We start from the raw sequence: 24,192 nt of genomic DNA on the forward strand, positions 1-24,192 counted from the left end.
CCGTCGGACGCCCCGGCGGCCGGCCGACCCGGCCCGCGTCCCGGTCCCAAGCCCGCCCCGCGTGCGCCGCGGGTCGGCAACAACCCGTTCTCCTCGCAGCAGCCGGCCGAGCGCCCGGCGCCGCGTCCGGCCGCAGGTCCCGGCGGTCCGCGTCCGGGCCCCGGTCCCGGCGGTCCCCGTCCGGGTGCCCCGCGTCCCGGTGCCGCCTCACCCGGCAACATGCCGCCCCGTCCGCCCGGCGCACGTCCGGGCGCGACCGGCCGTCCCGGCGGTCCGCGTCCCGGACCCGGTGGCCGTCCGGCCCCCGGTGGTCGTCCCGGTGGTGGCGGTGGCGGTAACTACCGCGGCGGTGGCGCCGGTGGTGGTGCCGGAGCAGGTGCCGGTGGCGGTGGCGGTGCCGCCGGTGGTTTCCGTGGCCGTCCCGGCGGTGGCGGTGGCGGCGGCCGTCCCGGCCAGCGCGGCGGTGCCGCGGGTGCCTTCGGTCGTCCCGGTGGTGCGCCTCGTCGCGGTCGCAAGAGCAAGCGCGCGAAAAGGGCCGAATACGAGAACATGCAGGCCCCGGTTGTCGGTGGCGTGCGGTTGCCGCACGGCAACGGCGAGACCATCCGGCTGGCCCGCGGCGCGTCGCTGAGCGATTTCGCCGACAAGATCAACGCCAACCCGGCCGCTCTGGTGCAGGCGCTGTTCAACCTCGGTGAGATGGTGACCGCCACCCAGTCCGTGGGTGACGAGACCCTGGAGCTGCTCGGCGGCGAGATGAACTATGTCGTGCAGGTCGTGTCCCCGGAGGACGAGGACCGCGAGCTGCTCGAATCGTTCGACCTCACCTATGGCGAGGACGAGGGCGACGAGTCCGATCTGGAGAGCCGCCCGCCGGTGGTCACCGTCATGGGTCACGTCGACCACGGCAAGACCCGACTGCTGGATACCATCCGTAAGGCCAACGTCCGTGAGGGCGAGGCCGGTGGCATCACCCAGCACATCGGCGCCTACCAGGTCGCCGTCGAGCACGAGGGCAACGAACGCCTGATCACCTTCATCGACACCCCCGGTCACGAGGCATTCACCGCCATGCGTGCCCGTGGTGCGAAGGCCACCGATATTGCGATCCTGGTGGTCGCTGCCGATGACGGTGTGATGCCGCAGACGGTGGAGGCCATCAACCACGCGCAGGCCGCCGATGTGCCGATCGTGGTGGCGGTCAACAAGATCGACAAGGAGGGTGCGGATCCGCAGAAGATCCGGGCCCAGCTCACCGAGTACAACCTGGTGGCCGAGGACTACGGCGGCGACACCATGTTCATCGACATCTCGGCCAAGAACGGTGTCAACATCCAGGCGCTGGAGGAGGCGGTCCTGCTGACCGCCGACGCGGCCCTGGACCTGCGCGCCAACCCCGATATGGAAGCCCAGGGTGTGGCCATCGAGGCGCACCTGGACCGTGGCCGCGGCCCGGTGGCGACCGTGCTGATCCAGCGCGGCACGCTGCGGGTGGGCGACTCGATCGTCGCCGGCGATGCCTACGGACGTGTGCGCCGCATGGTCGACGAGCACGGTGAGGATGTCGAGGAGGCGCTGCCGTCGCGTCCGGTGCAGGTCATCGGTTTCACCTCGGTGCCCGGTGCCGGCGACAACCTGCTGGTCGTCGACGAGGACCGCATCGCCCGCCAGATCGCCGACCGGCGCAGCGCGCGCAAGCGCAACGCGCTGGCCGCCCGTTCGCGCAAGCGGATCAGCCTGGAGGATTTGGATTCGGCGCTGAAGGAAACCAGCCAGCTGAACCTGATCCTCAAGGGCGACAACGCCGGTACCGTCGAGGCGCTGGAAGAGGCCTTGATGAACATCGAGATCGACGACGAGGTGCAGTTGCGCGTCATCGACCGCGGTGTCGGTGGTGTCACCGAGACCAACGTCAACCTGGCGTCGGCCTCGGATGCCATCATCATCGGCTTCAACGTGCGCGCCGAGGGTAAGGCCACCGAGCTGGCCAACCGCGACGGGGTGGAGATCCGCTACTACTCGATCATCTACCAGGCGATCGACGAGATCGAGGCCGCGCTCAAGGGCATGCTCAAGCCGGTATACGAGGAGAAGGAGCTCGGCCGCGCCGAGATCCGCGCCATCTTCCGCAGCTCCAAGGTCGGCAACATCGCCGGTTGCCTCGTGCAGTCGGGCATCATGCGGCGTAATGCCAAGGCCCGTCTGCTGCGTGACAACGTGGTGGTCTCCGAGAACCTCACCATCTCCTCGCTCAAGCGGGAGAAGGATGACGCCACCGAGGTGCGCGAGGGTTACGAATGCGGTCTGACGCTGACGTACTCCGACATCAAGGAAGGCGATGTGATCGAGACCTACGAGCTGGTCGAAAAGGCCCGCACGTAATGGCTGATCCAGCACGGGCACGCCGGCTGGCCAAGCGGATCTCGACGATCGTCGCCTCGGCGATCGAGTACGAGATCAAGGATCCGCGGCTGGCCGGCGTGACGATCACCGACGCGAAGGTGACCGCCGACCTGCACGACGCCACGCTGTACTACACGGTGTTGGGGTCGTCGCTGGAAGACGAGCCGGATTATGCCGGCGCGGCGGCGGCATTGGAGAGTGCCAAGGGGGTGCTGCGCTCCAAGGTGGGCGCCGGCACCGGGGTGCGCTTCACGCCGACGCTGGCGTTCGAGCGTGACACCGTCCCCGATGCCGCGAATCGTATGGAGGAACTGCTGTCCAAGGTGCGGGCGGCCGACGCCGATCTGGCACGAGCCAGGGAGGGTGCGGTACCGGCGGGTGACGCCGATCCCTACCGCGCGCCGCGCACCGAGGACGACCTCGACGACGAGGATGACGGTGACAACCGCTCCTGATCGCTGTACTACCTAGGAATCGCCTCCCGGTCTCAACCGGGAGGCGATTTTTTGCTGTCGTCGGTGCGCTGGCGGTAGCGCTGGGCATCGGCGCGGGGAATCGCCGCATGGATGCCGGTCGCATTTGCCGACGAGGCCGGCTCGGGCGTCGCGAGTTCGTCGTTCGGTGCGGAGTCGTCCGGATCGGAGTCGGCGGGACCGGAGTCGTCGGGATCGGAGTCGTCGGGTTGCACATCATCCCCGGGCGGGTCGGACGGCTCACCGCGGGACGATGCGCCATCCGACGACAAGGCGTCAACGGCAGCTCCGGACAGGTGACCGCGGTCAACGGCACCATCGTCGACAGCAGCGCGGTCGGCGATCAGAACAGCGATACCGCGGCCGGTGGCAGCGCTACCGTCACGGCGACCGGTGCCGGAAGTTCGGTCACCGACGCATCGGCCATCGGGGGTGTCGCCGGCAGCGGCGACTCCACCGGCGGCACCGGCAGCCCGGGTGCCGCTGGAGGTGCAGGTCAGGAAGACAGCACACCGGGTAGCGTCGGCGCGAACGGCACACCGGCGCCGTAATTCGATCGACAGACATCGGCACCCTCCCGTCCCGGGAGGGTGCCGATGCCGGTTCGGGCCGTCGACCCGTATCGTGGTCTTTTTGGTTGGGGGAAGCGGGGACCGAACTGACTCCGAGGACAACGATGACGGCGATCGATCCGATGACTGATACCGCCTCAGTGGGCACCCGCGTCGATGCGGGTGGGGCCGCTGATGTGCTGGTTCGTGCCGTCAGCATCGTTGTCGTCGCGCACGTGTACCCGGACGCGGACACCATCGGTGCAGGTCTGGCGCTGGCTCAGGTCGCCGCGGCCGCGGGTAAGCAGGTCCAGGTCAGTTTCGCCGCGCCCGACGCACTGCCCGAGTCGTTGGCCACCCTGCCCGGTGGGCACCTGCTGGTCGCCCCCGACGCGGTACGCCGCGACCCGGACCTGGTGGTCACCGTCGACATCCCGTCGGTGAACCGGCTAGGCAGCCTCAGTGAGCTGACCGTCGACGCGCGTGAGGTGTTGGTGATCGACCACCACGCGTCCAACACCCTGTTCGGCACCGCCAATTTTGTGGATCCGAAGGCGGATTCGACGACGATGCTGATCGCCGAACTACTCGACGCCTGGGACAAACCGATCGACGAGGCCGTCGCGCACTGCCTGTACGCCGGGCTGACCACCGACACCGGGTCGTTCCGGTGGGCCAGCGCCCGCGCCCACCGCCTGGCGTCCCGGCTGCTCGATATCGGTGTGGACAACGCCGGTATCAGCCGCGCCCTGATGGACACCCATCCCTTCGCCTGGCTACCGATGCTGTCGCGGGTGCTCGGGTCGGCCCGGCTGATCGACGCGGCGGCCGACGGCCGCGGCCTGGTGTACGCGGTTGTGCCCCACGACGAGTGGGCCAAGGCCCGGCCCGAGGAAGTGGAGAGCATCGTCGACATCGTGCGCACCACGGCCCAGGCCGAGGTCGCGGCGGTGTTCAAGGAGATCGAGCCGGCGCACTGGTCGGTCTCCATGCGCTCCAAGACCTTGGATGTGTCCGCGGTGGCCGGGACGTTCGGCGGCGGCGGGCACCGCAAGGCCGCCGGTTATTCGGCGACCGGCTCGGCCGACGACGTCGTCACGGCACTGCAGGCCGCTCTTGGCTGACGCGCCGGTCACCGCCCGGCGGATCGCCGGGTTGGCGCTGCCCGCACTGGGAGTGCTTGCCGCCGAACCGCTCTACCTGCTGTTCGATCTTGCGATCGTCGGCCGCCTCGGTGCGCTGAGCCTGGCCGGGTTGGCGATCGGCGGGCTGGTGCTGTCGCTGGTCGCCTCGCAGGGCACCTTCCTGTCCTACGGGACGACGGCCCGCTCGGCCCGCTTCTTCGGTGCGGGTGACCGGGCCGCGGCGGTCCGGGAGGGTGTGCAGGCCACCTGGCTGGCGTTGGGACTGGGGCTGCTGATCGTCGCGGTGGTGCAGATATTCGCGGTGCCGCTGGTCGCCGTCCTCGCCGACGGCGGTGAGCTGGCCGAGACGACGTTGCCGTGGCTGCGCATCGCGATCTGCGCCGCACCCGCCCTGCTGATCTCGTTGGCGGGCAACGGCTGGATGCGTGGTGTGCAGGACACTGCGCGGCCGCTGCGCTATGTGGTGTTCGGGTTCGCGGTGTCGGCGGTGCTGTGTCCGCTGCTGGTGTACGGCTGGCTCGGGTTGCCGCGACTGGGGCTGGAGGGGTCGGCGATCGCCAACCTGGTCGGGCAGTGGCTGGCCGCGCTGCTGTTCTGCCGCGCCCTGCTGGTCGAGAAGGTGTCGCGCAGGCCTGATCCCCGAGTGTTGGGCGCCCAGTTGGTGATGGGTCGGGATCTGCTGGTGCGCTCACTGGCATTCCAGGCCTGTTTCGTGTCCGCGGCGGCGGTGGCCGCCCGGTTCGGTGCGGCCGCGGTGGCCGCCCACCAGGTGGTGCTACAGCTCTGGAGCTTCCTTGCCCTGGTGCTGGATTCGCTGGCCATCGCGGCCCAGTCGCTGGTCGGTGCGGCATTGGGCGCCGGTCAGTTGACCCATGCGAAATCGGTGGCGTGGCGGGTCACCGTGTTCTCCGCGGCGGCCGCCGCGGTGTTGGCCTTGCTGTTCGCGGCCGGCGCGGGCGTGCTGCCGCGGCTGTTCACCTCCGATACTGCGGTGCTCGACGAGATCGGCGTGCCCTGGTGGTTCCTGGTCGGTCAGCTCACTGTCGCGGGGATCGTCTTCGCCCTCGACGGTGTGCTGCTCGGTGCCGGGGATGCGAAGTTCATGCGCAACGCGACGGTGCTCAGCGCCCTGGTCGGCTTCCTGCCACTGATCTGGCTGTCGCTGGCATTCGGCTGGGGACTGGTCGGCATCTGGTCGGGGCTGTCCACCTTCATGGTGCTGCGCCTGGTGTTCGTCGGTTGGCGGACGTTCTCCGGGCGTTGGCTGGTGGCCGGGACCGGCTGACGCTCATACTCCCAGGGTGCGCTGGATATCGCCCTTCATGGCGACCAGTTGGCCACCCCAGTAGCCCCAGCCGTGAATGCCGTTGGCCGGGAAGTCGAACGTGCCGTTGGTGCCGCCGGCGCTCTGGTACTTCTGTGCGAAGTTGCGGTTGCTGTCCAGCGTGATGGTCTCCAGCACCTGGCCGGCGATATCGCCGCCGCCACCCAGATCACCGGGGCGCCCGGTACCGCAGTACACCCAGATGCGGGTGCCGTTGGCCACCAGTTTGCCGACGTTGACGGTCGGGTCGTTGCGCCGCCAGGCCGGTCCGCCGCCCAGTCCCCACATGGCCACCGAGTTGAAGCCACCGGCGTCGCCCATCGCGAAGGTGACCAGCAGCGGCCATAGTCCCTGGGAAAGGTTGAGGTAGCCCGACAGCGAGGCCGCGTAGCTGAACTGGCCGGGGTGATACGCGGCCAACGTCAGTGCCGCGCTGCCCGACATGGACAGCCCCACAACAGCATTGCCGTTGGGCGAGATGCCCTTGGTGGCGGCCAGGTAGCCGGGCAGCTCGGCGGTCAGGAAGGTCTCCCACTGATAGTTGTAGGTCGTACCGTTACCGACCGCCGGACCCTGCCAGTTGGTGTAGAAACTCGACATCCCGCCGACCGGCATCACAACGGACACCCCCGAGTCCAGGAAGGTCTCGAACGCCGCGGTCTCGATGTCCCAGCCGCTGTTGTCGTCGCGGGCGCGCATCCCGTCGAGCAGATACACCGCGCGTGGCCCGCCACCCTGGAATCGCACCGGGATGTCGCGGCCCATCGCGGCCGAGGGCACCATCAGCGTCTCGACCGGCAGGCCCGGGCGTGAATAGGCCGCGGCCGTACTCGGTTGGACCACGCCGAGGAGTACCAGCATGGCGGTCAGGCCGATCAGCAGTCGTCGGACATGGTTGAACTGATGCTTCATGGAGGCGTTCCCGTCCACTTGGGCGAGCCCCCCGAGGCGCGCAGCGTGCTTTGGTGAATGTGTCGCTGCGTGGCGGGTTTTCGTTACGGCGGACGCACGAACGCCCGATGCGCCGGGCGCATCGGGCGTTCGTCTGTGCGGTGTGTCAGTCAGCGGCGCTGGAGCTTCCCAGCAGGTCGCGGACCCGGTTGGCCACCTTGATGAACTCGGGGCGCTCCATGGTCTCGGCGTACTGACGCTCGGCGGGCAGGTCGACATCGAGGGTCTCGATGATGCGACCCGGTCGTGGGCTCATCACCACCACCCGGTTGGCCAGGTACACCGCTTCGGCCACCGAGTGGGTGACCAGCACCACAGTGGTCCCGGTTTCGCGCCAGATGCGGTGCAGCTCGACGTTCATCTTCTCCCGCGTCAGCGCGTCCAGGGCGCCGAACGGTTCGTCCATCAGCAGCACACCGGGCTGGTGCAGCAAGGCCCGGCACAGCGAAACACGTTGCTGCATACCGCCGGAGAGCTCGTGCGGCAGGGCATTTTCGAATCCGCTCAGCCCGGTCATCTCGATCAGGTAGTCGCAGCGGGACTGGGCCTGCTTGCGGGGCATACCCCGCATCTCGGCCTGCAGCAGGATGTTGCGGCGCACCGAGCGCCATTCCAGCAGCGCGGCGCGCTGGAAGACATAGCCGATCTCGCGCTGCGGCCCCTTGACGAGGTTGCCCCGCAGCCGCACATCGCCGGAGGTGGCGTTGGTCAGGCCGGCCACCACCTTGAGCAGTGTGGACTTGCCGCAGCCGGACGGGCCTGCGATGGAGACGAATTCGCCCTGTTCGACCCGCAGGTCGACGTTGTCGACTGCGGTCACGGTGGAGCGTTTCGAGGAGAACGTCACGGTCAGGTTCTCGATGTTGATGGCGTCGGAGGTCACGGTGGTCCTCGGTGCGGAAAGTGTCGATGTCATGGCTGTTTCCCGTTACCCCGTCACTGTCCGGCCGCGGGCACGAACGACGAGGCCCAGTATTCGCCGGGATCCTTCGCCGACTGCAGCAGGCCGGCCTCGCTCAGCGTGGCGATCGTGGAGGTCCAGTCCTCCTCGGCGTTGGTGCCCGGTGCCTTTCCGGTGGTGGCCGGGGTGTTCAGCAGCGGGATGGTCGCCTGCCACTGCTCCAGTAGCACGTGCTCGGGCGGGGTCTGCGGGTCCACGCCGACCATCGCCTTGGCCGCGGCCTCGGGGTTCTGCTTGGCCGACTCATAGGATTCGCTGACCGCGTCGAGCATCGACTGCACCAGTTCCGGGTTGTCGCCGATGGTCGAGTTGTGGGTGATCAGACCGTTGCTGAAGAAGTTCAGCCCGGCGTCGGAGTAGCGGAAGTAGCGCATCTCGCGGCCGCTCTTGTTGGCGATGGTCGGGCCCTGGTCGTGGGCGAAACCGATCAGGCCGTCGACGCGGCCGGCCATCAGCGCAGCCATCTTGCCCGCCGAATCCAGGTTCTGCTCTTTCACATCTCCCGGGGCCAGGCCGACATCGGCCAGGAACAGCGGGAAGGTGGTGGTCGGGGCGTCACCGGCGGAGACCGCGATGGTGCGCCCGGCCAGGTCGGCGGGCTCCTCGATGCCCGAGTCGGCGAACACCTGCACCGCCGACGGGGTGGTCTGCAGGAACACGCCGACGCTCTTGATGTCGACGCCCTTGTCGATATTGCTCAGCACCGCAGCGGTATCGGACCAACCGAAGTCGACCTGCTGGCCGCCGACCGCCTGCGCGGTCCTGGTCGATCCCTGACCGGGATCGATGGTCAGGTCGATACCGTGCTCGGCGAAGATGCCCTCCTGCACGCCGTAGTACAGCGGAGCGTGCTCTCCGTAGGGGTACCAGTTCAGCATCAGCGTCACCGGGGTGGTGCCGTCGGCGCCCTCGGCGGCGGGGGTGTTGGGGGCCGGGTTGCTGCCGCCGCTGCAGGCGGCCAGGGTCAGTGCCGCGGTGGCCGCGGCGATCGCGCCGGTGGCGCGACGGGTGAGAGAAAACATCTGTGTCTCCTGGTGGGGGTGAGTGGTCGGGGTTTGGGTGGCCGGTCAGACGGCTGCGGTCGAGGCGCCATTGGTGGCGCGGCGCGAGGCGTGCCACGGGATGAGCAGCTTCTCGGCGATCTCGATGATCGCGAACAGCACGATGCCCAGCAGCGACATGATGATCAACGCCGAGAAAAGCATTGCGGTGTCTACATTTCCGTTGGCCTGCAGGATCACGTAGCCCAGGCCCTCATTGGCGCCCACGAACTCGCCGACGACCGCGCCGGTGACCGCGAGGGTGGCCGCCACCTTGAGGCCCGACATCAACTGGGGCAACGAGGCCGGCAGCCGGACCTTCATGAAGGTCTTGAAGCGGTTGGCGCCCATGGTCGAGGTGAGTTCGAGGATCTCGGGGTCGACCGATCGCATACCGGCCAGCCCGGAGATGACGATCGGGAAGAACGCCATCAGCACGGCGACCAGGATCTTGGGGGAGGGGCCGAACCCCAGCCACACGATGAACAGCGGGGCGATCGCGATCTTCGGAATCACCTGCGCGAACAGGATCAGCGGGTAGACCGTCTTCTCCAGGCTCGCCGAGTAGACCATCATGACCGCCATCGCCACGCCGAGGACGGTGGCGATGAGGAAGCCGATCACCGTCTCCCACGCGGTCACCCAGGTGTTCTGGGCCAGGTAGGCGGCGTTCTGTGCGGTGGTGTTCCAGGTGTCCGCCGGTGACGGCAGGATGTAGGGCGCGACGAGTTCGGCCTCGGTGACGGCCCACCAGCCGGCCAGCAGCGCCAGCACGAGCGCCACCGGGCGCCAGGTGTTGATCAGTGTGCGTCGCGGTGAGAAGGACGGGCGCGCCCGTTTTTGGGTGGGCGCCGAAGCCGTGCCAGGGTCCGGTGACTGGACGCGGGCCGATGCGGTTACCGCCATGGAATGTCCTCTAGGTCGCAGTGGAACGGGATGACTCCCGCTGGGAATGCGCTTTCCGAAGCAGTTCCGACAGTAACGTGACCTGGCGCACACTGTCAACCGACACGTGGCGCGGGTCGCGTGTGGCTGAGAATCAGCTCAGTTTCGTACTGTCGCGCAGCACGATCCGGCCCGGGATGCGCTCGCGCAACTGGTCGCAGTCATCCTGGGTGCGCAGCGCCAAATCGACTGCGCGAACGCCGATTTCCTCCAACGGGAGCACGACGGTGGTGAGGCTGGGGGTGTGGTCGCGCAGAGTCGGGATGTCGTCGAAGCCGGCGACGCAGATATCGCGCGGAACGCTCAGGCCCAGTTCGCGCCACGCGGCGATGGCCCCGATGGCCATCACGTCGGTCACCGCGAACACGCAAACCGGCGGCGACGAATGCCCGGGTTCGGTGCCCAGTGCCGCGGCCAGTCGCCGGGCGGCTGAGTGACCGCCGTCGCGGGTGAAGTCACCGGACACCTCGACCAGTGGGGTCATCCCGTGTCTGCCGAGCGCCTCGACGAACCCGTTGCGCCGGTCCACCGACGTCCGGATATTGCCCGGCCCGCCGATCACGGCGAACTGCCGGTGCCCGGCGGCGACCAGGGCGTCTGCCAATTCTGCTGAGGCGTAATGGTTCTCCGGTTCGACGGCGCCGCCGAAGGCCAGCGGCTGACCGATCACCACCACCCGACCGCCGTTGGCGCGGTACCGGCCGAACTCGGCTTCCAGGTCGCGGTCGAGGTCACCGCTCTGTCGTGAACCGGCCAGCACGATCGCGTCGGCGCGGTGGGCGATGAACGTACTGACCGATTCACGCTCGATATCGAAGTCGCGGTCGGTGCCTGCCAGCAGGACCTGCTTGCGGGCGGCCCGCGCGGCGGCCTGGACACCGCGTGCAATCGAGGAGAAGTACGGGTCGGCGATATCGTGCACGATCAGCCCGAGCAGGCCGGTGGACGCTCGCGCCAGCGCCTGGGCCTGGGCATTCGGTACGTAGCCCAATTCCCGGGCGGCGGTACGCACGCGGTCGGCGACTCCTTCGCCGGGTACCCGGTTCGAGCCGTTGAGCACACGTGATGCTGTTGCCTGGGATACCCCGGCGCGCTGCGCCACGTCCTGCAGAGTCACCGCCGCCATGCCTGTTTCCGCCTTCACCGCCGGGGCTCCGGGGTTGACCGGAACGTGTCGACAGCTTACCTTGGAAAGCGCATTCCGAAGTGCTGACGCCGCCATTGTCTCGATATCGAGATCCTGCGGCGTCGGGTCCTGTTGACCGCATCCCACGTCTGACCTGACAAGGAATCTGCACATGACTTCGACCTCCGACCGGCGCACCCTGCGCATCGCCATGAACGGCGTCACCGGCCGCATGGGCTACCGCCAGCACCTGTTGCGTTCCATCCTGCCGCTGCGCGACGCCGGCCTGCTGCTCGACGACGGCAGCCGGGTGGCTGTCGAGCCGATCCTGGTGGGCCGCAACGCCGACAAGCTCGCCGAGCTGGCGGCCGAGCACGGTATCGAATCGTGGACCACCGATGTCGCGTCGGTGATCGCCGATCCGACCGTCGACGTCTACTTCGATGCCCAGGTCACCTCGCGGCGGATGGAGGCGCTCTCCACCGCCATCAAGGCGGGCAAGCACGTCTACACCGAGAAGCCCACCGCCGAAACCCTCACCGAGGCAATCGAACTGGCCCGGATGGCGGAGAACGCCGGCGTGGTCGCCGGTGTGGTACACGACAAGCTGTACCTGCCCGGACTGGTGAAGCTGCGCCGGCTCATCGACGAGGGCTTCTTCGGTCGTATCCTGTCGATGCGCGGCGAGTTCGGCTACTGGGTCTTCGAGGGTGACGGTCAGCCCGCGCAGCGCCCGAGCTGGAACTACCGCACCGAGGACGGCGGCGGCATCACCGTCGACATGTTCTGCCACTGGAACTACGTGATGGAGGGGCTGCTCGGCACCGTCGAGGCCGTCACCGCCCGCACCGTCACCCATATCCCGACCCGCTGGGACGAGCAGGGTAAGGCTTATGCGGCCACCGCCGATGATGCCGCCTACGGCATCTTCGAGATCGAAGGTGGTGTCATCGCACAGATCAACTCGTCCTGGGCGGTGCGTGTGCACCGCGACGAACTGGTCGAGTTCCAGATCGACGGCACCCACGGCTCGGCGGTGGCCGGTCTGCGCCAATGTGTCGCCCAGCAGCGCGCCCACACCCCGAAACCGGTGTGGAATCCCGATCTTCCGGTCACCGAGAAATTCCGCGACCAGTGGCTGGAGGTGCCCGCCAACGCCGATCTGGACAACGGGTTCAAGCTGCAGTGGGAGGAATACCTGCGTGACGTGCTGGCCGGGCGGCCGCACCGCTTCGGCCTGCTGTCGGCTGCCCGCGGTGTGCAGCTGGCCGAGCTCGGTCTGCAGAGCTCGGCGCAGGGCCGCCGCCTGAGCGTGCCGGAGATCGTGCTGTGACCGCGACGACGCAGACCAGCGGTGTCAAGCTGCGGCTCCCGATCGAAGGTGTGTTGGTCGACCACGAGCTCGGTGAGCCGGGCGCGTGGCGGCGCCCGAGTACACCCATCACCTCGCGCATCGCTTATGCAGCAGCCCATGTGGTGCCCGCCGTTACCGCAGATACCACCCCGGGCACTCCCGCGCAGCTGGACTGGGATGTCACCATGGCCTACCGCCACGAGCTGTGGTCCTATGGCCTCGGTGTCGCCGAGGCGATGGACACCGCCCAGCGCGGGATGGGCTTGGACTGGGCGGCCACCCAGGAACTGATCGCCCGCAGCGGCGCCCAAGCCGCCGCGGCCGGCGGGCGGTTGGCCTGCGGCGCGGGCACCGATCAGCTCGATCTGGCCGCAGTGCCCGGCGGTGCAGCGGGATTGGCCGTCGTCACCGACGCCTACCGCCGGCAGATCGACGTGGTGCGCGAGGCCGGTGCCGAGGTCATCCTGATGGCGTCGCGGGCGCTGGCCCAGGTCGCCGAGTCACCGGCGGATTATCTGTCGGTCTACGGCACGCTGCTGGCCGAGGTGGACCGTCCGGTGATCCTGCACTGGCTCGGCGAGATGTTCGACCCGGCGCTGCGCGGCTACTGGGGTAGCAGCGATATCGATGCCGCCACGGCGACATTCCGAGACCTGCTGGGCACCCACGCGGACAAGATCGACGGTGTGAAGGTGTCGCTGTTGGATGCCGCCCACGAGGTGACGCTGCGCCGGGCCCTGCCGGCCGGCGTGCGGCTGTACACCGGTGACGATTTCAACTACCCCGAGTTGATCATCGGTGACGGCCTCGGCCATTCCGATGCGCTGCTGGGTATCTTCGCCGCCATCTACCCGGCTGCCTCGACCGCGCTGCAGGAACTCGACGCGGGCAATGTCACGGTGGCACAGGACATCCTGGAATCCACCCGGGCGCTGGGCAGGCACATCTTCGCCGCACCCACCTACTACTACAAGACCGGCATCGCCTTCCTGTCCTGGCTCAACGGCCGCCAGCCGGGCTTCGGGATGGTCAACGGCCTGGCTGCGGGCCGCTCGATCGGGCACCTGTGCGAGTTGTTCGTGCTCGCCGACCGGGCCGGGCTGCTCACCGATCCCGGACTGGCCGCCGGCCGGATGCGTACCTACCTGGCCGTGAACGGAGTCCTCGGATGAGCTTCGCGCGACTGTCGCTGAACACGATGACCACCAAGTCCTGGACGCTGCGCCAGGCCGTCGAGGCGACGGCGGCGGCGGGGCTGCCGGCCATCGGGCTGTGGCGTGACCGGGTCGCCGAGGCGGGGCTCGACGATGCGGCGAAACTGGTGCGCGACAACGGTCTACGGGTATCGAGCCTGTGCCGTGGTGGGTTCCTCACCGGTCTCGACGACGGTGACGCTGCGATGGAGGACAACCGGCGCGCCATCGACGAGGCCGCGACGCTGGGCGCTCGCGAGCTTGTCATGGTGGCCGGCGGTATGCCGGACCGCGATCTGCCAGGTGCGCGCGCCCGGCTCGCCGACCGGATCGCCGAGCTTGTCCCGTACGCCGCCGAGCGCGACGTCCGACTGGCGCTGGAACCGCTGCACCCGATGTTCTGCGCCGACCGCGCGGTCATCTCCTCGCTCGGTCAGGCGTTGGCGCTGGCCGCCCCACACCCGGCCGAGACCGTCGGCGTCGTCGTCGACACCTTTCACATCTGGTGGGATCCCGATCTCGCCGACCTCGTCGCCCAAGCCGGTGCCCAGGGCCGGATCAGCTCGTATCAGATCTGCGACTGGCTGGTGCCGATGGCGGCCGACCCGTTGGTGTCACGCGGCATGATGGGCGACGGTGTCATCGATTTCGGTGCCATCACCGCCCTGGTGAGCGCTGCCGGCTACACCGGTGACATCGAGGTCGAGATCTTCAACGAGGCGGTTTGGGCCACCGACGGGCACACCGTGCTGGAGACGATGAAGAGCCGATACCGCGACCTGGTGTTGCCCGCGCTGTGAGAGTCCTGATCGCGCCGGATTCGTTCAAGGGCAATGCCGGCGCGGCCGAGGTGGCCGAGGCGCTGGCCGCGGGCTGGAACTCGGTGCGCACCGGTGACACCGTGGTGTCGCTGCCGCAGGCCGATGGCGGCGAGGGAACCCTGGCCGCCGTCGTGGCCACTGGTTCGTGGCGTTGGCGCCAGACCACGGTGGACGGACCGGACGGCCGTGCGGTGCAGGCCCGTTGGCTGCTCGACGCCGATGGGCGTGCACTGGTCGAACTGGCCGAATCCTCCGGGATCGCGCTGATGCCACGGCTGGACCCCTGGCACGCCGGGACCCGCGGTCTGGGACAGGTGATCGATGCCGCGCTGCGTGCCGGGGCCCGGTCCATCCAGATCGGTCTGGGCTCCTCGGCGAGCACCGACGGCGGGGCGGGGGTGCTGATGGCGCTGGGTCTCAAGGCATTCGACACCCACGGTGCCCCGATCGCCGAGGGTGCCCACGGCCTGCGAGATGTGCACCGGGTCGCCGTCGACGGGCTGGCGGTGCCACCGCCCGGCGGTGTCGAGATCCTGGTCGATACTGCGGCCCCACTCACCGGACCGCAGGGTGCGGCGGCGGTGTTCGGACCGCAGAAGGGTGCCGCGGCCGACGATATCGCGAGCCTCGACGACGGCTTGTCCCGATGGGCCCGGTGTTTGGCGGCCGCCGGCCTGCACGCCGATTCGGACTGCGCGGGTGCAGGCGCGGCCGGCGGGGTGGGTTTCGGCCTGCTGGCCTGGGGTGCCCGCGCGGTGTCGGGCTCGCAGCGCATCGCCGCGATCACCGGGCTGCAGGACCAGTTGGCCGCAGCCGATGTGATCCTGACCGGTGAGGGCCGCTTCGACGGCACCTCCTGGACCGGCAAGCTGGTCGGCCATGTGCTGGCCGCGGCCGGGCAGGTCGGGGTGCCCGCCGTGGTTGTTGCCGGGCAGGTCGCCGACAGCGCCGGTGTGCCGGCGATATCGCTGACCGACCTGGCCGGCTCCGCGGACGCGGCGATGGCGGATCCGCGGCGCTGGTTGCACGCCGCCGGATCCGCCGCCGCCAGTCGGTTCCCTTAGCCGGTCAGTAACCCGAGGCCGCAGAATCGCTGTCGGCCAACAGTGCCCGCGAACCGGACACCCCGAGCCGGGTGGCGCCCGCGGCGATCATCGCGCGGGCGTCATCGAGGGTGCGTACCCCGCCGGAGGCCTTCACCCGCAGGCCCGCCTCGGCTACGGTGCGGTACATCAACTCGACGGCGTGCACGCTGGCCCCGCCGGTGGGATGAAAACCGGTGGAGGTCTTGACAAAATCGGCTCCGGCGCCGACGGCGGCACGGCAGACCCCGACGATCTCGTCATCGGTCAGCGCCGCCGATTCGATGATCACCTTCAGCACCGCCGGTGCGGGTGCGGCGGCGCGGACCACGGCGATGTCGGTCTGTACGGCGGCGAAGTCGCCCGCCTTGGCTGCGCCGACGTCGATCACCATGTCGATTTCGTCGGCGCCGTTGCGGATCGCCTCGGCGGCCTCGGCGGCCTTGACCCCGGAGCTGTGCTTACCGCTCGGGAAGCCGCACACCACAGCCACTTTGAGGGTGTCGGGGACGGTGATCGGCAGCATCGAGGGGGAGACGCAGACGGAGTAGGTGCCCAGCTCGGCGGCCTCGGCGATCAGCGCTTCCACATCGGCGGCGGTGGCCTCCGGCTTGAGCAGCGTGTGATCGATCATGGCGGCGACGTCGGTGATGGTGGGGGTACTCATGGGATCCTTCTGGATTGACGTACAGGGTTGACGTGACGGAATCAGGCGGCGCTCTTGGACTGGCGGTCCAGAAGATAGTTCATGATCAGCGCCGCGATCAGGATCAGGCCGGTGACCAGCATCTGGAAGAACGAGCTGAGCCCCAGCAGGTTGAACAGGTTGCGCAGCACCGACAGCAGCAGCACGGCGATGAACGTGCCCAGCACACCGCCCTTACCGCCGAACAGGCTGGTGCCGCCGAGGACCACCGCGGCGATAGCGTCGAGTTCCAGGCCGGTGTTGGCGGTCGGCTGCCCGATGGTCAGCCGCGCGGTCAGCAGCACACCGGTCAGCGCGGCCAATCCGCCGCAGATGACGTATGCGGTGGTGGTGATGCGCTGCACGGGCAACCCGGACAACCGGGCGGCCTGGGCGTTGCTGCCGACGGCGTAGATGTGCTCACCGAAGGTGGTGCGGCGCAACACCAGACCGACGATGATCGTGGTGGCCACGAAGATGATGCCGACCACCGGGATACCGGCGATCGATCCGGCACCCAGGAACCGCAGTCCCATCGGGATCTCCGCGGTGGCGGGTGTGCCATTGGTGGTCAGGTAAGTCAGGCCGCGGATGCTCTGCATACCGGCCAGCGTCACCATGAACGCCGGCAGCACCAGGTAGGCGCTCAGCCCACCCATCATCCCGCCCAGGACCAGCCCGGAGGCGATGGCCAGCACCATGGCGATCGGCCACGGCAGACCCATCCCGATGAAGATCGCGACCAGCATTCCCGACAGCGCGGCCACACTGCCGACCGACAGGTCGATACCGGAGGTCAGGATCACCACCGTCATCCCGATCGCCACGATGCCGGTCAGGCTGGACTGCTGCAGCAGGTTCGCCATGTTCTGGGTGGTCAGGAACTGCGGTGCGGACACCGAGGCCACCAGGAACAGCGCGATGAAGATGAACAGCAGGTTGAACCGCATGAAGATGGCGCGGCGGCTGGATTTCGTTGTTGTCGCGGCCGATTCGGCGGGACGGTCCATCAGGTCAGTCATTGTCAGTCTTCGTTCTTCCGGTGACGATACAGCGGGCGATGTCCGCCGCTGGGGTGGTGGCGGGCTCGAACTGCGCGATGTTGCGGCCCTCGTGCAGGACCCAGACCCGGTGGCAGTTCTCGGTGAGCTCGCTCAGTTCGCTCGATGCCATCACGACACCGACGCCCGATTCGGCCAGGGCGTGTACCTGTTCGAAAAGGTCGGCCTTGGCGCCGATGTCGAGACCACGGGTGGGCTCGTCGAGCAACAGCAGGTCGATACCGCGGGCAATCCACTTGGCCAGCACCACTTTCTGCTGGTTGCCACCGGACAGTGTCCCGACGGGCTGCTCGACGCTGGCGAATTTCACGCCGAGGCGGTCCAGCGGTGGGCCGCAGAGAGCCCGCGCCCGGGCCATCGGATTGACCCGCAGCGGCTCCAGCGCGGCGATCGCGGCATTCCGCAGGATCGACTGTTCCAAGAACAGGCCCTGGCGCTTGCGATCCTCCGGCACCAGCCCGATGCCGAGGTCGACCGCCGCACGTGGCGACAGCGAGGTGACCGTGGCGTCCTTGAACGTCATGTCCAGCTCGGCCTTTCGGTCACCGAAGATGGTGGCCAGCAAGGTCGATCGGCCGGCGCCGCCCAAACCGCCGAGCCCGACGATCTCGCCGCGCCCGACCGCGATGTCACCGATGTCGATGACACCGGGTATCACGGCCTTGCGGATGTGCAGCAGCGGTGTGACGCCGGTGCGTCGCGGTTGCCGCGGCGGCTGTGCCTGCACCGCCCGTCCGATCATCGCCTCGACGAGTTCCTCCTTGGAGACCGAGGCCACATCGAACACACCGACGGTGGTGCCGTCGCGCATGACGGTGGCACGGTCGCCGATCTCCTTGATCTCGTCGAGGCGGTGCGAGATGTAGATGACCGATTTACCCGCCGCGGTCAGTTCACGGATCACCTTGAACACGGCGGCCAGATCGTGATCGGTGAGGGTGGCGCTCGGCTCGTCCATGATCACGATGCGGGCGTCGGTGGTGAGCGCCTTGGCGATCGCGGTGAGCTGCTGATCGGACACCGACAACTTGCCGACCACGGCGGTCGGCGTGAAGGTGCCACCGACCCGGGCAATGGCTTCGGCAGCTCGTGCGTCGCGTTCCTTGCGGTTGACGAACGGGCCACGGCGCGGCTCGTGCCCCAGGAACAGGTTCTGCGACACCGTCATATCGGGGACCAGGTCGAGTTCCTGGTAGATGGTGTTGATCCCGGCCCGCACCCCGTCGATGGGGGAACTGAACGACACCGTCTCGCCACCGAGCGTGATGGTCCCGGCATCCGGTGTGTAGGAGCCGGACAGGATCTTCATCATGGTGCTCTTGCCTGCGCCGTTCTCACCGAGCAGACAGTGCACCTCACCCTCGGCGACCTCCAGAATGGCTCCGTTGCAGGCCAAGGTGGCGGGGAACGCCTTGACGATGCCGGTCATGGTCAGTGCCGTCGGCCGTGAAGTTGTCGCGTGCCGGGGTGTGGTCGCCGGTGTCGGGGTGGGGTCCAGATAGGTCATGACATGCCTCCAGCACCGGCAGCCTGTTCCAGAACGGCTGTCGCGGTGGGTTCGTCGGTGATCAGCACGGTGCACAATCCGCTGCGTAAGGCCGCGCGGACCACCGGTACCTTCGCGGGGCCGGCGGCCACAGCGATGGCGCAGCTCGCATTGCGTACATCGTCGAGTCCCAAACCGACTGTCCTGCTATCGATTCCGGGGTGAGCGATGGTGCCGTCGGCCGTCAGATAGTGGGCCAGCACGTCGCCGCACGCGCCGGCATCCTCGAGCTCACGCAGTTCGTCGGGGGTGATCGCCCCCGATTCGACCAGTACCGAGGTCGGGCCGGGCGCACCGAGTGAGAACAGCAGAGCGTCGGCCTTGCGGGCACCGGTGAGCACATCACCGACAAAACCCTCGGTATACAACGCATCTCGGGTCTCGATGCGTTCGACGATGGCGGGCACCGGGAGCAGGGTGGCGCGGCCGTTACCGCTGTGCGCGATGCTGGTGGCGATGTTGGCCGCCGTGGTGGGCCGCACCGAGCGGCTCACCCCGCCGTTGGCCTGGATGACCTCGATACCGCTGGTCCAGCCGGCCGGCAGCACGGCGGCGATGTGCTGCAGGGTGTTTCCCCACGACACCGCCAACGTGGTGATCCACTCTGCGTTGGCCTTGAGGTAGCCGGCCGCCGCGGCGGCGATGTGGTGGTCCGATCCGGGGGTGTCCGGACCGGGCACCACGATCGCCTCCCGGAGACCGAACTCGCTGCGCATGGTGACCTCGAGGGGAGTGCGCCGGGCCTGCGGATGCACGATCTTGATCTGCACGATCCCGACCTCACGGGCCTCGTCGAGCAACCGGCCGATCTTCCAGCGGGTCAGGTGCAGCTCCCGGCCGATGTCCTCCTGGGTGCGGCCCTGCTCGTAATAACTCTGCGCCACATGCAGCATAAGCTCGGTGTGGTCGGCCTCGGTGGGTCGCGCCATCAGGTGTTCACCTCGACGCGGCGGCCGGCCAGCAGGTCGGCGCTGTCGTGCATGAAGGGCTGCAACAGCGCGGTCAGTCGCTGGTAGTCCTCGAAGGTGCGCTGGTACACCGGAACCCGGGCGGTATCGGGCTCCAGCACCCGGATCGTGGGGGCGAACAGGGCCGATCCCTCATCCAACGATGCGGTGGCGCCGACGGCCGTCGCCGCGATCACCGCGCACGCCCGCAGCGTCAGGTTCTCCCCGACGACGAGCTCGGCCGGGCGGCCCAGCACATCCACGGTGACCTGTTGCCACAACGGGTTTCGCTCGACACCACCGGAGAACACCAGTCGGTCACAGGACACCCCGGCTCGCTCGAAGGAATCGATGACACTGCGGGTTCCGCAGGCGACCGCCTCGACCATCGCCCGGTACAGCTCGGCGCGGGTGGTGCCCAGTGACAGGCCCACCACGGCTCCGCGTAACCGTGCCTCGCGGTACGGCGTGCGATTGCCCATGAAGTAGTCCAGCGCGCGCAGGCCGTGAGCCGCGGGGTCCACGTCGGCGGCCTCGGCCATCAGTGCGGGCAGATCGGCACGGGCCACGCCCATGATGGATTCGCCGGTCCACTTCAGCACCGAGCCGCTGGCCACCTGGCCGCCCTCGACGAGCCACTTGTCCTGGTGCAGGGCCCGCGGATACGGGCCCCAGACCTCATGGGTGCTGGTCGGGACGTCGACCTCGGCGATGATCGCCGAGGAGGTGCCCGAGACCAGCGAGACCAGACCGGTCAGATCGGCCCCGCAGGCCAGCAGCGACACGTGCGCATCGATACCGCCGACGGCGACCACCGGGCTACCGGTGATGCCGAGATCGGCTGCGGCGGCCGGGTGCACCGTGCCTGCGGTCCCGCCGACCTCGACGATGCGGTCGGGCAGTTTGGCCGTCAGGTCCTCGATGCCGAGCGCCCGGTACAGCTCGTCAGGGAAGCGGCCGGCGATGGTGTCGTAGTTGTACTTGCAGACCGCGTTCATCTGCGAGCCCACCCACTGGCCGGTCAACCGGAAGGTGACGTAGTCGACCGCCTCGACGATGCGGGCTGCCGCGCGGTAGGTGTCGGGTTCGTGGGTGCGCAGCCACATCGCCTTCGGGACCAGCCATTCGGCGGCATCCGAGCCACCCGACCATTCCAGAATCGGATGGGCGGCCGACAGTTCGGCGGTGTACGCCGATTCGACGCCGCTGCGGCAGTCCATCCACAGGATGGCCGGGCGCAACGGTTCACCGGCGGCGTCGAGCACCGCGACGGTCGATGCCGTCGTCGACGCGGCGATCGCCACGACCTCGCCGGCGCGGCGACACTGCTCGCCCGCCAACAACTCTCGGCTGGCCGCGCTCAGTGCCTCCCACCAGTCGCGCGGGTCCTGCTCGGCCCAGCCGGGCCGGGGGAACCGGGTGGCATACGGACGGTGCGCGGTGCCCAGCGCCCGACCGTCTTCGGTGAAGGCCCCGACCCGGGCACCCTCGGTGCCCAGATCGATCGACAGCAGAATCCCCATGATCAGTCCTCGTTGGGCAGGAACAGAACCTTCGAGGAGAAGATCGAGCGCTCACCGAGTTGATGCATCGTCTGCGGCAACGCAGACAGCGGCAGCTCGTGAGTGATCATGAACTCCCACTCGAGTTGGCCGGTCGACATCATTTTCGCCGATGTGCGCCACTCGTCGCCGGGGAACGGCGCCGAGAACGAGTTCCACGACCCGTGCAGGGTCGCCTCCAGGCGCATGAACTGGTTGAACGTCTCCTTGGCCAGCGGCACCGGAGCGTGCGGGATGCCGATGAACACGGCGTGTCCGTGCGGGCCGGTCAGGTTGGCGGCCATATCCGCGGTCGCCGGCACACCGGCCGATTCCAGCACGATGTCGAAACCGCGTCCACCGAGTGCGCGGGCCTCCTCGATACCCTGCACCGCGTGGTCGGCCCCGGCTTGGCGGGCCATGGCGGCCTTCTCCTCACTGAGGTCGACGGCCACCACCTCGGAGGCTCCGTGCAACCGTGCCCACTGCACACCGAACAGACCGATCGGCCCGGCACCGATGATCAGTACCCGGTGCCCGGCCCGCAACCCGGTCTTCCACAGTCCGTGCAGGGCGATGGCGGCCGGATCGAGCATGGCCGCCGCGCGGGGGTCGATCCCGGTGGGCATCTTGAGCAGGTTGCCGACCGGGGACACCGCGTACTGGGCGTAGGCGCCGTCGCAGCGACTGCCGAAATAGTCGTAGTTCTCGCAGAGCCCGAAGGCGCCCTTGAGGCAGAAATCGCAGTTGCGGCACGGGATCAGCGGTGGCACCGACACCAGTTCGCCGGTCTCGAAACCGGTGACACCGTCACCGAGTTCGACCACCCAGCCGGAGAATTCGTGCCCACAGATGATGGGCATGATGTAGCCGCCGTTGCGCAGCATCCGGGGGATGTCGGAACCGCAGACACCGCACACGGCGATCTTGAGCAGCACCTGGCCGGGGCCGGGTCGGGGAGTGGCGACCTCTTCGACCCGGATATCGCCCGGGGCGTGCATGACGGCGGCCGCCATCGTTTGCGGAATACTCTGCTCGACGGTCAGATCGCGCGTCGGTGCTTCGGTTGTCATGACTTCTCTCTCTTGGGGTTTCGCGACGTGTTTACGAGCGTCGATCAGGCAGGCGGCTGCGGCGCCTGGGCGAAGGTGGTGTCGCCGACCAGCGATGCGGCATTGGACTTGTCCACCAGGCCCGTTCCGGCATCGATGAATTCGTCGACGGTCTCACCGCGGGCCACCTTGACGGCAGTCTGAACGGCAAGGGCGCCTTCGGCATTGGGATCGTTCAGCGCGGTGGCAACGTATTCGTCGCCGTCGGCGATGGCGCGGATCGCCTCCATCAGGCCGTCGACACCGAACACCTTGACGTCGGTGCGGTTGTTCTCGGCGAGCACCTGCAGGGCGCCCAGCGCCATATCGTCGTTCTGGGCGTACACGGCCTTCAGATCGGGATGGGCCTGCAGCAGATCCTGCATCGCGGTGACGGCGTTGGAACGGATGTAATCGCTGTAGGGGCCGGCGATCACGGTGATCTTGGGCTGGCCGGCGACCGCGGCCGCGAACCCGTCGTGCCGGTCGCGGGCGACCGCTCCGCCGGCGTCACCCTGGATCTCGATGATCTTGCCGCCCTCGGGGCCCAGTGCGGCGACGGCGGCCTCGCCGACGATCTCGCCCATGGCCTTGTTGTCGCGGCCGACGAATGCGGCGGCGCCGGATTCGACGGGCCGGTCGACGGTGACCACCTCGATACCCGCGGCGTCGGCGGCGGCCAGCGACGGGGCGATGCCTTTGGGGTCGACCGGATTGATCACCAGCACGTTGATGCCGCGGGTGATCAGATCCTGGACGTCGTTGTTCTGCTTGGTGACATCGCCGTTGGCATCGGCGAAGTAGAACTCGTTGCCCTCGGTCTCGGCGGTCTGCCGGGCAGCGTCGGAGAGCGCCACATAGAAGGGGCTCTGCTGGGTGGCTTGGCTGAAACCGATCACGATGGCACCGTCGCCCGTGGCGTTGTTGGAAGACGAACCGCCCTCGCCCGGCATCGAACATGCCGTGGCGCTGATCGCCAGGGCGGCCGAGATCGCGACTCCCGTGATGACCTTTGCGAACCTCATTGCTACTCCTTACGTGCGCTTCGGCATCGAAGCGCGTGACGACCATCACGGTAGGAATGAACGTGAGGTTACGTCAACGTATGCGCATATCTTTGCTCATATGAGCAAAGCGAGGTCCGTGGAGCCGCGGAGTGCTTACACCTGAGTGCGACCCCGCTCGATGACCGAGGCCCGGCTGGTGGCGACATCGTCACCGGTCGCGGTCGCCATCCATGCCCGTGCCGACTCGGCCTCGATCCACAACCCTGCCTGGGTCTGCTCGGCATCGATGCGGTGATAGGACTCCAGCAGCGCGCGGACGGCCTTCTGATTGTTCCCTGCGATGGTCGCGGCGATCCGGCGTGCGGTGGGCAGCAGCTCCTCGTGTGGCACCACCTCGGTGACCAGTCCGGCACGCAACGCATCCTCGGCAGACAGGTAGTCCCCGGTCAGGCTCATCCGGCGGGCCAGTCCGACGCCCACCTTCTGCGGCAACCGTACCGACAATCCCCAGGTCGGCAGCAGCCCTACGCGGGCATGGGTATCGGCGAAGCGGGCCCGCTCCGAGGCGATCAGTACATCGCAGTACAGCGCCATCTCCAGGCCGCCGGTGACCGCGGCGCCGTTGATGGCACCGATGACGGGCTTGCGCATCGCGGGCCACTTGGGCGAAATATCGGGGAGTTCGGTGGTGTCGCCGAGCTCCTTGAGATCCAGGCCGGCGCAGAACACCGGATCGGCTCCGGTCAGGATCACCACGTCGACGTCATCGTCGGCGTCGGCGGCCCGCAGCGCGGAGGTGAACGCATCGCGCAGCGCCGCGGACAGTGCGTTACGCGCCTGCGGGCGGTTGAAGGTGAGGGTCCGGACACGGTCGGCGGTGTCGATCAGCAGCACGGGGGTTTCGGTCATCCGCTCACCGTATCGATAGGTGTCAAGCGCCTATCG

23 protein-coding genes are annotated in these 24,192 nt (G+C 68.4%); 9 read left to right on the forward strand and 14 right to left on the reverse strand.

The annotated features are described in order from the left end of the window. Both infB and rbfA read left to right on the forward strand, forming a co-directional pair. On the forward strand, positions 1 to 2,382 hold a 2,382-nt coding region (gene infB, locus ACLBYA_RS16065), incomplete at its 5' end, for a translation initiation factor IF-2 (RefSeq protein ID WP_447710421.1). After that, positions 2,382 to 2,858, forward strand: a complete 477-nt coding sequence (gene rbfA, locus ACLBYA_RS16070; RefSeq protein ID WP_447710422.1) for a 30S ribosome-binding factor RbfA — start codon at positions 2,382 to 2,384, stop codon at positions 2,856 to 2,858. The genes infB and rbfA, both read left to right, overlap by 1 nt. Positions 2,859 to 2,890: 32 nt before the next feature. Here the strand turns inward: rbfA and ACLBYA_RS16075 are convergent, their stop codons facing one another. Further along, positions 2,891 to 3,091, reverse strand: coding sequence for a hypothetical protein (locus ACLBYA_RS16075; protein ID WP_447710423.1), 201 nt, complete (start codon positions 3,089 to 3,091; stop codon positions 2,891 to 2,893). Between ACLBYA_RS16075 and ACLBYA_RS16080 the strand changes: the two genes are divergently transcribed. The 3 genes from ACLBYA_RS16080 (at position 3,086) to ACLBYA_RS16090 (ending at position 5,857) form a co-directional block, all read left to right on the forward strand. Continuing rightward, a complete protein-coding gene (locus ACLBYA_RS16080; protein ID WP_447710424.1) occupies positions 3,086 to 3,427 on the forward strand; it encodes a hypothetical protein in 342 nt (113 codons plus the stop codon). The genes ACLBYA_RS16075 and ACLBYA_RS16080 overlap by 6 nt on opposite strands. 125 nt (positions 3,428 to 3,552) lie before the next feature. Further along, positions 3,553 to 4,551 (forward strand): DHH family phosphoesterase, encoded by a 999-nt coding sequence (locus ACLBYA_RS16085; protein WP_447710425.1) that lies wholly within the window; start codon positions 3,553 to 3,555, stop codon positions 4,549 to 4,551. After that, on the forward strand, positions 4,544 to 5,857 hold the full coding sequence (locus ACLBYA_RS16090) for an MATE family efflux transporter (protein WP_447710426.1): 1,314 nt from the start codon (positions 4,544 to 4,546) through the stop codon (positions 5,855 to 5,857). Before ACLBYA_RS16085 ends, ACLBYA_RS16090 begins: the two co-directional genes overlap by 8 nt. Before the next feature lie 3 nt (positions 5,858 to 5,860). On the opposite strand, the gene ACLBYA_RS16095 is transcribed toward ACLBYA_RS16090, so the two are convergent. From ACLBYA_RS16095 to ACLBYA_RS16115, 5 genes are all read right to left on the reverse strand, one after another. Continuing rightward, entirely contained in the window at positions 5,861 to 6,808 is a 948-nt protein-coding gene (locus ACLBYA_RS16095; RefSeq protein ID WP_447710427.1) for an alpha/beta hydrolase, read from the reverse strand. Positions 6,809 to 6,953: 145 nt separating this feature from the next. Then, the gene (locus ACLBYA_RS16100; RefSeq protein ID WP_447710428.1) at positions 6,954 to 7,763 is read right to left on the reverse strand and encodes an ABC transporter ATP-binding protein; all 810 of its coding nucleotides are present in this window, start codon (positions 7,761 to 7,763) and stop codon (positions 6,954 to 6,956) included. Between the two features lie 20 nt (positions 7,764 to 7,783). Continuing rightward, positions 7,784 to 8,830, reverse strand: coding sequence for an ABC transporter substrate-binding protein (locus tag ACLBYA_RS16105; RefSeq protein WP_447710429.1), 1,047 nt, complete (start codon positions 8,828 to 8,830; stop codon positions 7,784 to 7,786). A gap of 45 nt (positions 8,831 to 8,875) precedes the next feature. Continuing rightward, a complete protein-coding gene (locus ACLBYA_RS16110) occupies positions 8,876 to 9,754 on the reverse strand; it encodes an ABC transporter permease (RefSeq protein ID WP_447710430.1) in 879 nt (292 codons plus the stop codon). A 133-nt stretch (positions 9,755 to 9,887) separates the two neighbouring features. Next, a complete protein-coding gene (locus tag ACLBYA_RS16115; RefSeq protein ID WP_447710431.1) occupies positions 9,888 to 10,919 on the reverse strand; it encodes a LacI family DNA-binding transcriptional regulator in 1,032 nt (343 codons plus the stop codon). A 172-nt stretch (positions 10,920 to 11,091) separates the two neighbouring features. On the opposite strand from ACLBYA_RS16115, the gene ACLBYA_RS16120 reads away from it, so the two are divergent. The 4 genes from ACLBYA_RS16120 to ACLBYA_RS16135 are packed head-to-tail and all read left to right on the forward strand — an operon-like array spanning position 11,092 to position 15,351. Continuing rightward, positions 11,092 to 12,252, forward strand: coding sequence for a Gfo/Idh/MocA family protein (locus tag ACLBYA_RS16120; protein WP_447710432.1), 1,161 nt, complete (start codon positions 11,092 to 11,094; stop codon positions 12,250 to 12,252). Then, positions 12,249 to 13,445, forward strand: coding sequence for a dihydrodipicolinate synthase family protein (locus ACLBYA_RS16125; protein ID WP_447710433.1), 1,197 nt, complete (start codon positions 12,249 to 12,251; stop codon positions 13,443 to 13,445). Before ACLBYA_RS16120 ends, ACLBYA_RS16125 begins: the two co-directional genes overlap by 4 nt. Next, on the forward strand, positions 13,442 to 14,266 hold the full coding sequence (locus ACLBYA_RS16130; protein ID WP_447710434.1) for a sugar phosphate isomerase/epimerase family protein: 825 nt from the start codon (positions 13,442 to 13,444) through the stop codon (positions 14,264 to 14,266). Before ACLBYA_RS16125 ends, ACLBYA_RS16130 begins: the two co-directional genes overlap by 4 nt. Then, positions 14,263 to 15,351: a glycerate kinase gene (locus ACLBYA_RS16135; protein ID WP_447710435.1), complete on the forward strand. Its 1,089-nt coding sequence runs from the start codon at positions 14,263 to 14,265 to the stop codon at positions 15,349 to 15,351. Before ACLBYA_RS16130 ends, ACLBYA_RS16135 begins: the two co-directional genes overlap by 4 nt. A gap of 4 nt (positions 15,352 to 15,355) precedes the next feature. Here ACLBYA_RS16135 and deoC read toward each other — a convergent pair whose 3' ends face one another. From deoC to ACLBYA_RS16175, 8 genes are all read right to left on the reverse strand, one after another. Then, a complete protein-coding gene (gene deoC / locus ACLBYA_RS16140) occupies positions 15,356 to 16,036 on the reverse strand; it encodes a deoxyribose-phosphate aldolase (RefSeq protein WP_447710436.1) in 681 nt (226 codons plus the stop codon). Between the two features lie 41 nt (positions 16,037 to 16,077). Continuing rightward, entirely contained in the window at positions 16,078 to 17,076 is a 999-nt protein-coding gene (locus ACLBYA_RS16145; protein ID WP_447710437.1) for an ABC transporter permease, read from the reverse strand. Next, a complete protein-coding gene (locus ACLBYA_RS16150) occupies positions 17,069 to 18,622 on the reverse strand; it encodes a sugar ABC transporter ATP-binding protein (RefSeq protein ID WP_447710438.1) in 1,554 nt (517 codons plus the stop codon). The genes ACLBYA_RS16145 and ACLBYA_RS16150 overlap by 8 nt, the downstream gene beginning before the upstream one ends. Beyond that, positions 18,619 to 19,590, reverse strand: a complete 972-nt coding sequence (locus ACLBYA_RS16155; protein WP_447710439.1) for a sugar-binding transcriptional regulator — start codon at positions 19,588 to 19,590, stop codon at positions 18,619 to 18,621. The genes ACLBYA_RS16150 and ACLBYA_RS16155 overlap by 4 nt, the downstream gene beginning before the upstream one ends. Then, positions 19,590 to 21,131, reverse strand: coding sequence for an FGGY-family carbohydrate kinase (locus tag ACLBYA_RS16160; RefSeq protein WP_447710440.1), 1,542 nt, complete (start codon positions 21,129 to 21,131; stop codon positions 19,590 to 19,592). Before ACLBYA_RS16160 ends, ACLBYA_RS16155 begins: the two co-directional genes overlap by 1 nt. 2 nt (positions 21,132 to 21,133) lie before the next feature. Beyond that, positions 21,134 to 22,222, reverse strand: coding sequence for a galactitol-1-phosphate 5-dehydrogenase (locus ACLBYA_RS16165; protein WP_447710441.1), 1,089 nt, complete (start codon positions 22,220 to 22,222; stop codon positions 21,134 to 21,136). Between the two features lie 44 nt (positions 22,223 to 22,266). Beyond that, positions 22,267 to 23,265, reverse strand: a complete 999-nt coding sequence (locus ACLBYA_RS16170) for a substrate-binding domain-containing protein (protein WP_447710442.1) — start codon at positions 23,263 to 23,265, stop codon at positions 22,267 to 22,269. 135 nt (positions 23,266 to 23,400) lie between these two features. Further along, the gene (locus tag ACLBYA_RS16175; protein WP_447710443.1) at positions 23,401 to 24,156 is read right to left on the reverse strand and encodes an enoyl-CoA hydratase; all 756 of its coding nucleotides are present in this window, start codon (positions 24,154 to 24,156) and stop codon (positions 23,401 to 23,403) included. Between the last annotated feature and the right edge of the window lie 36 nt (positions 24,157 to 24,192).

It is taken from the genome of Mycobacterium sp. C31M (assembly GCF_053345865.1).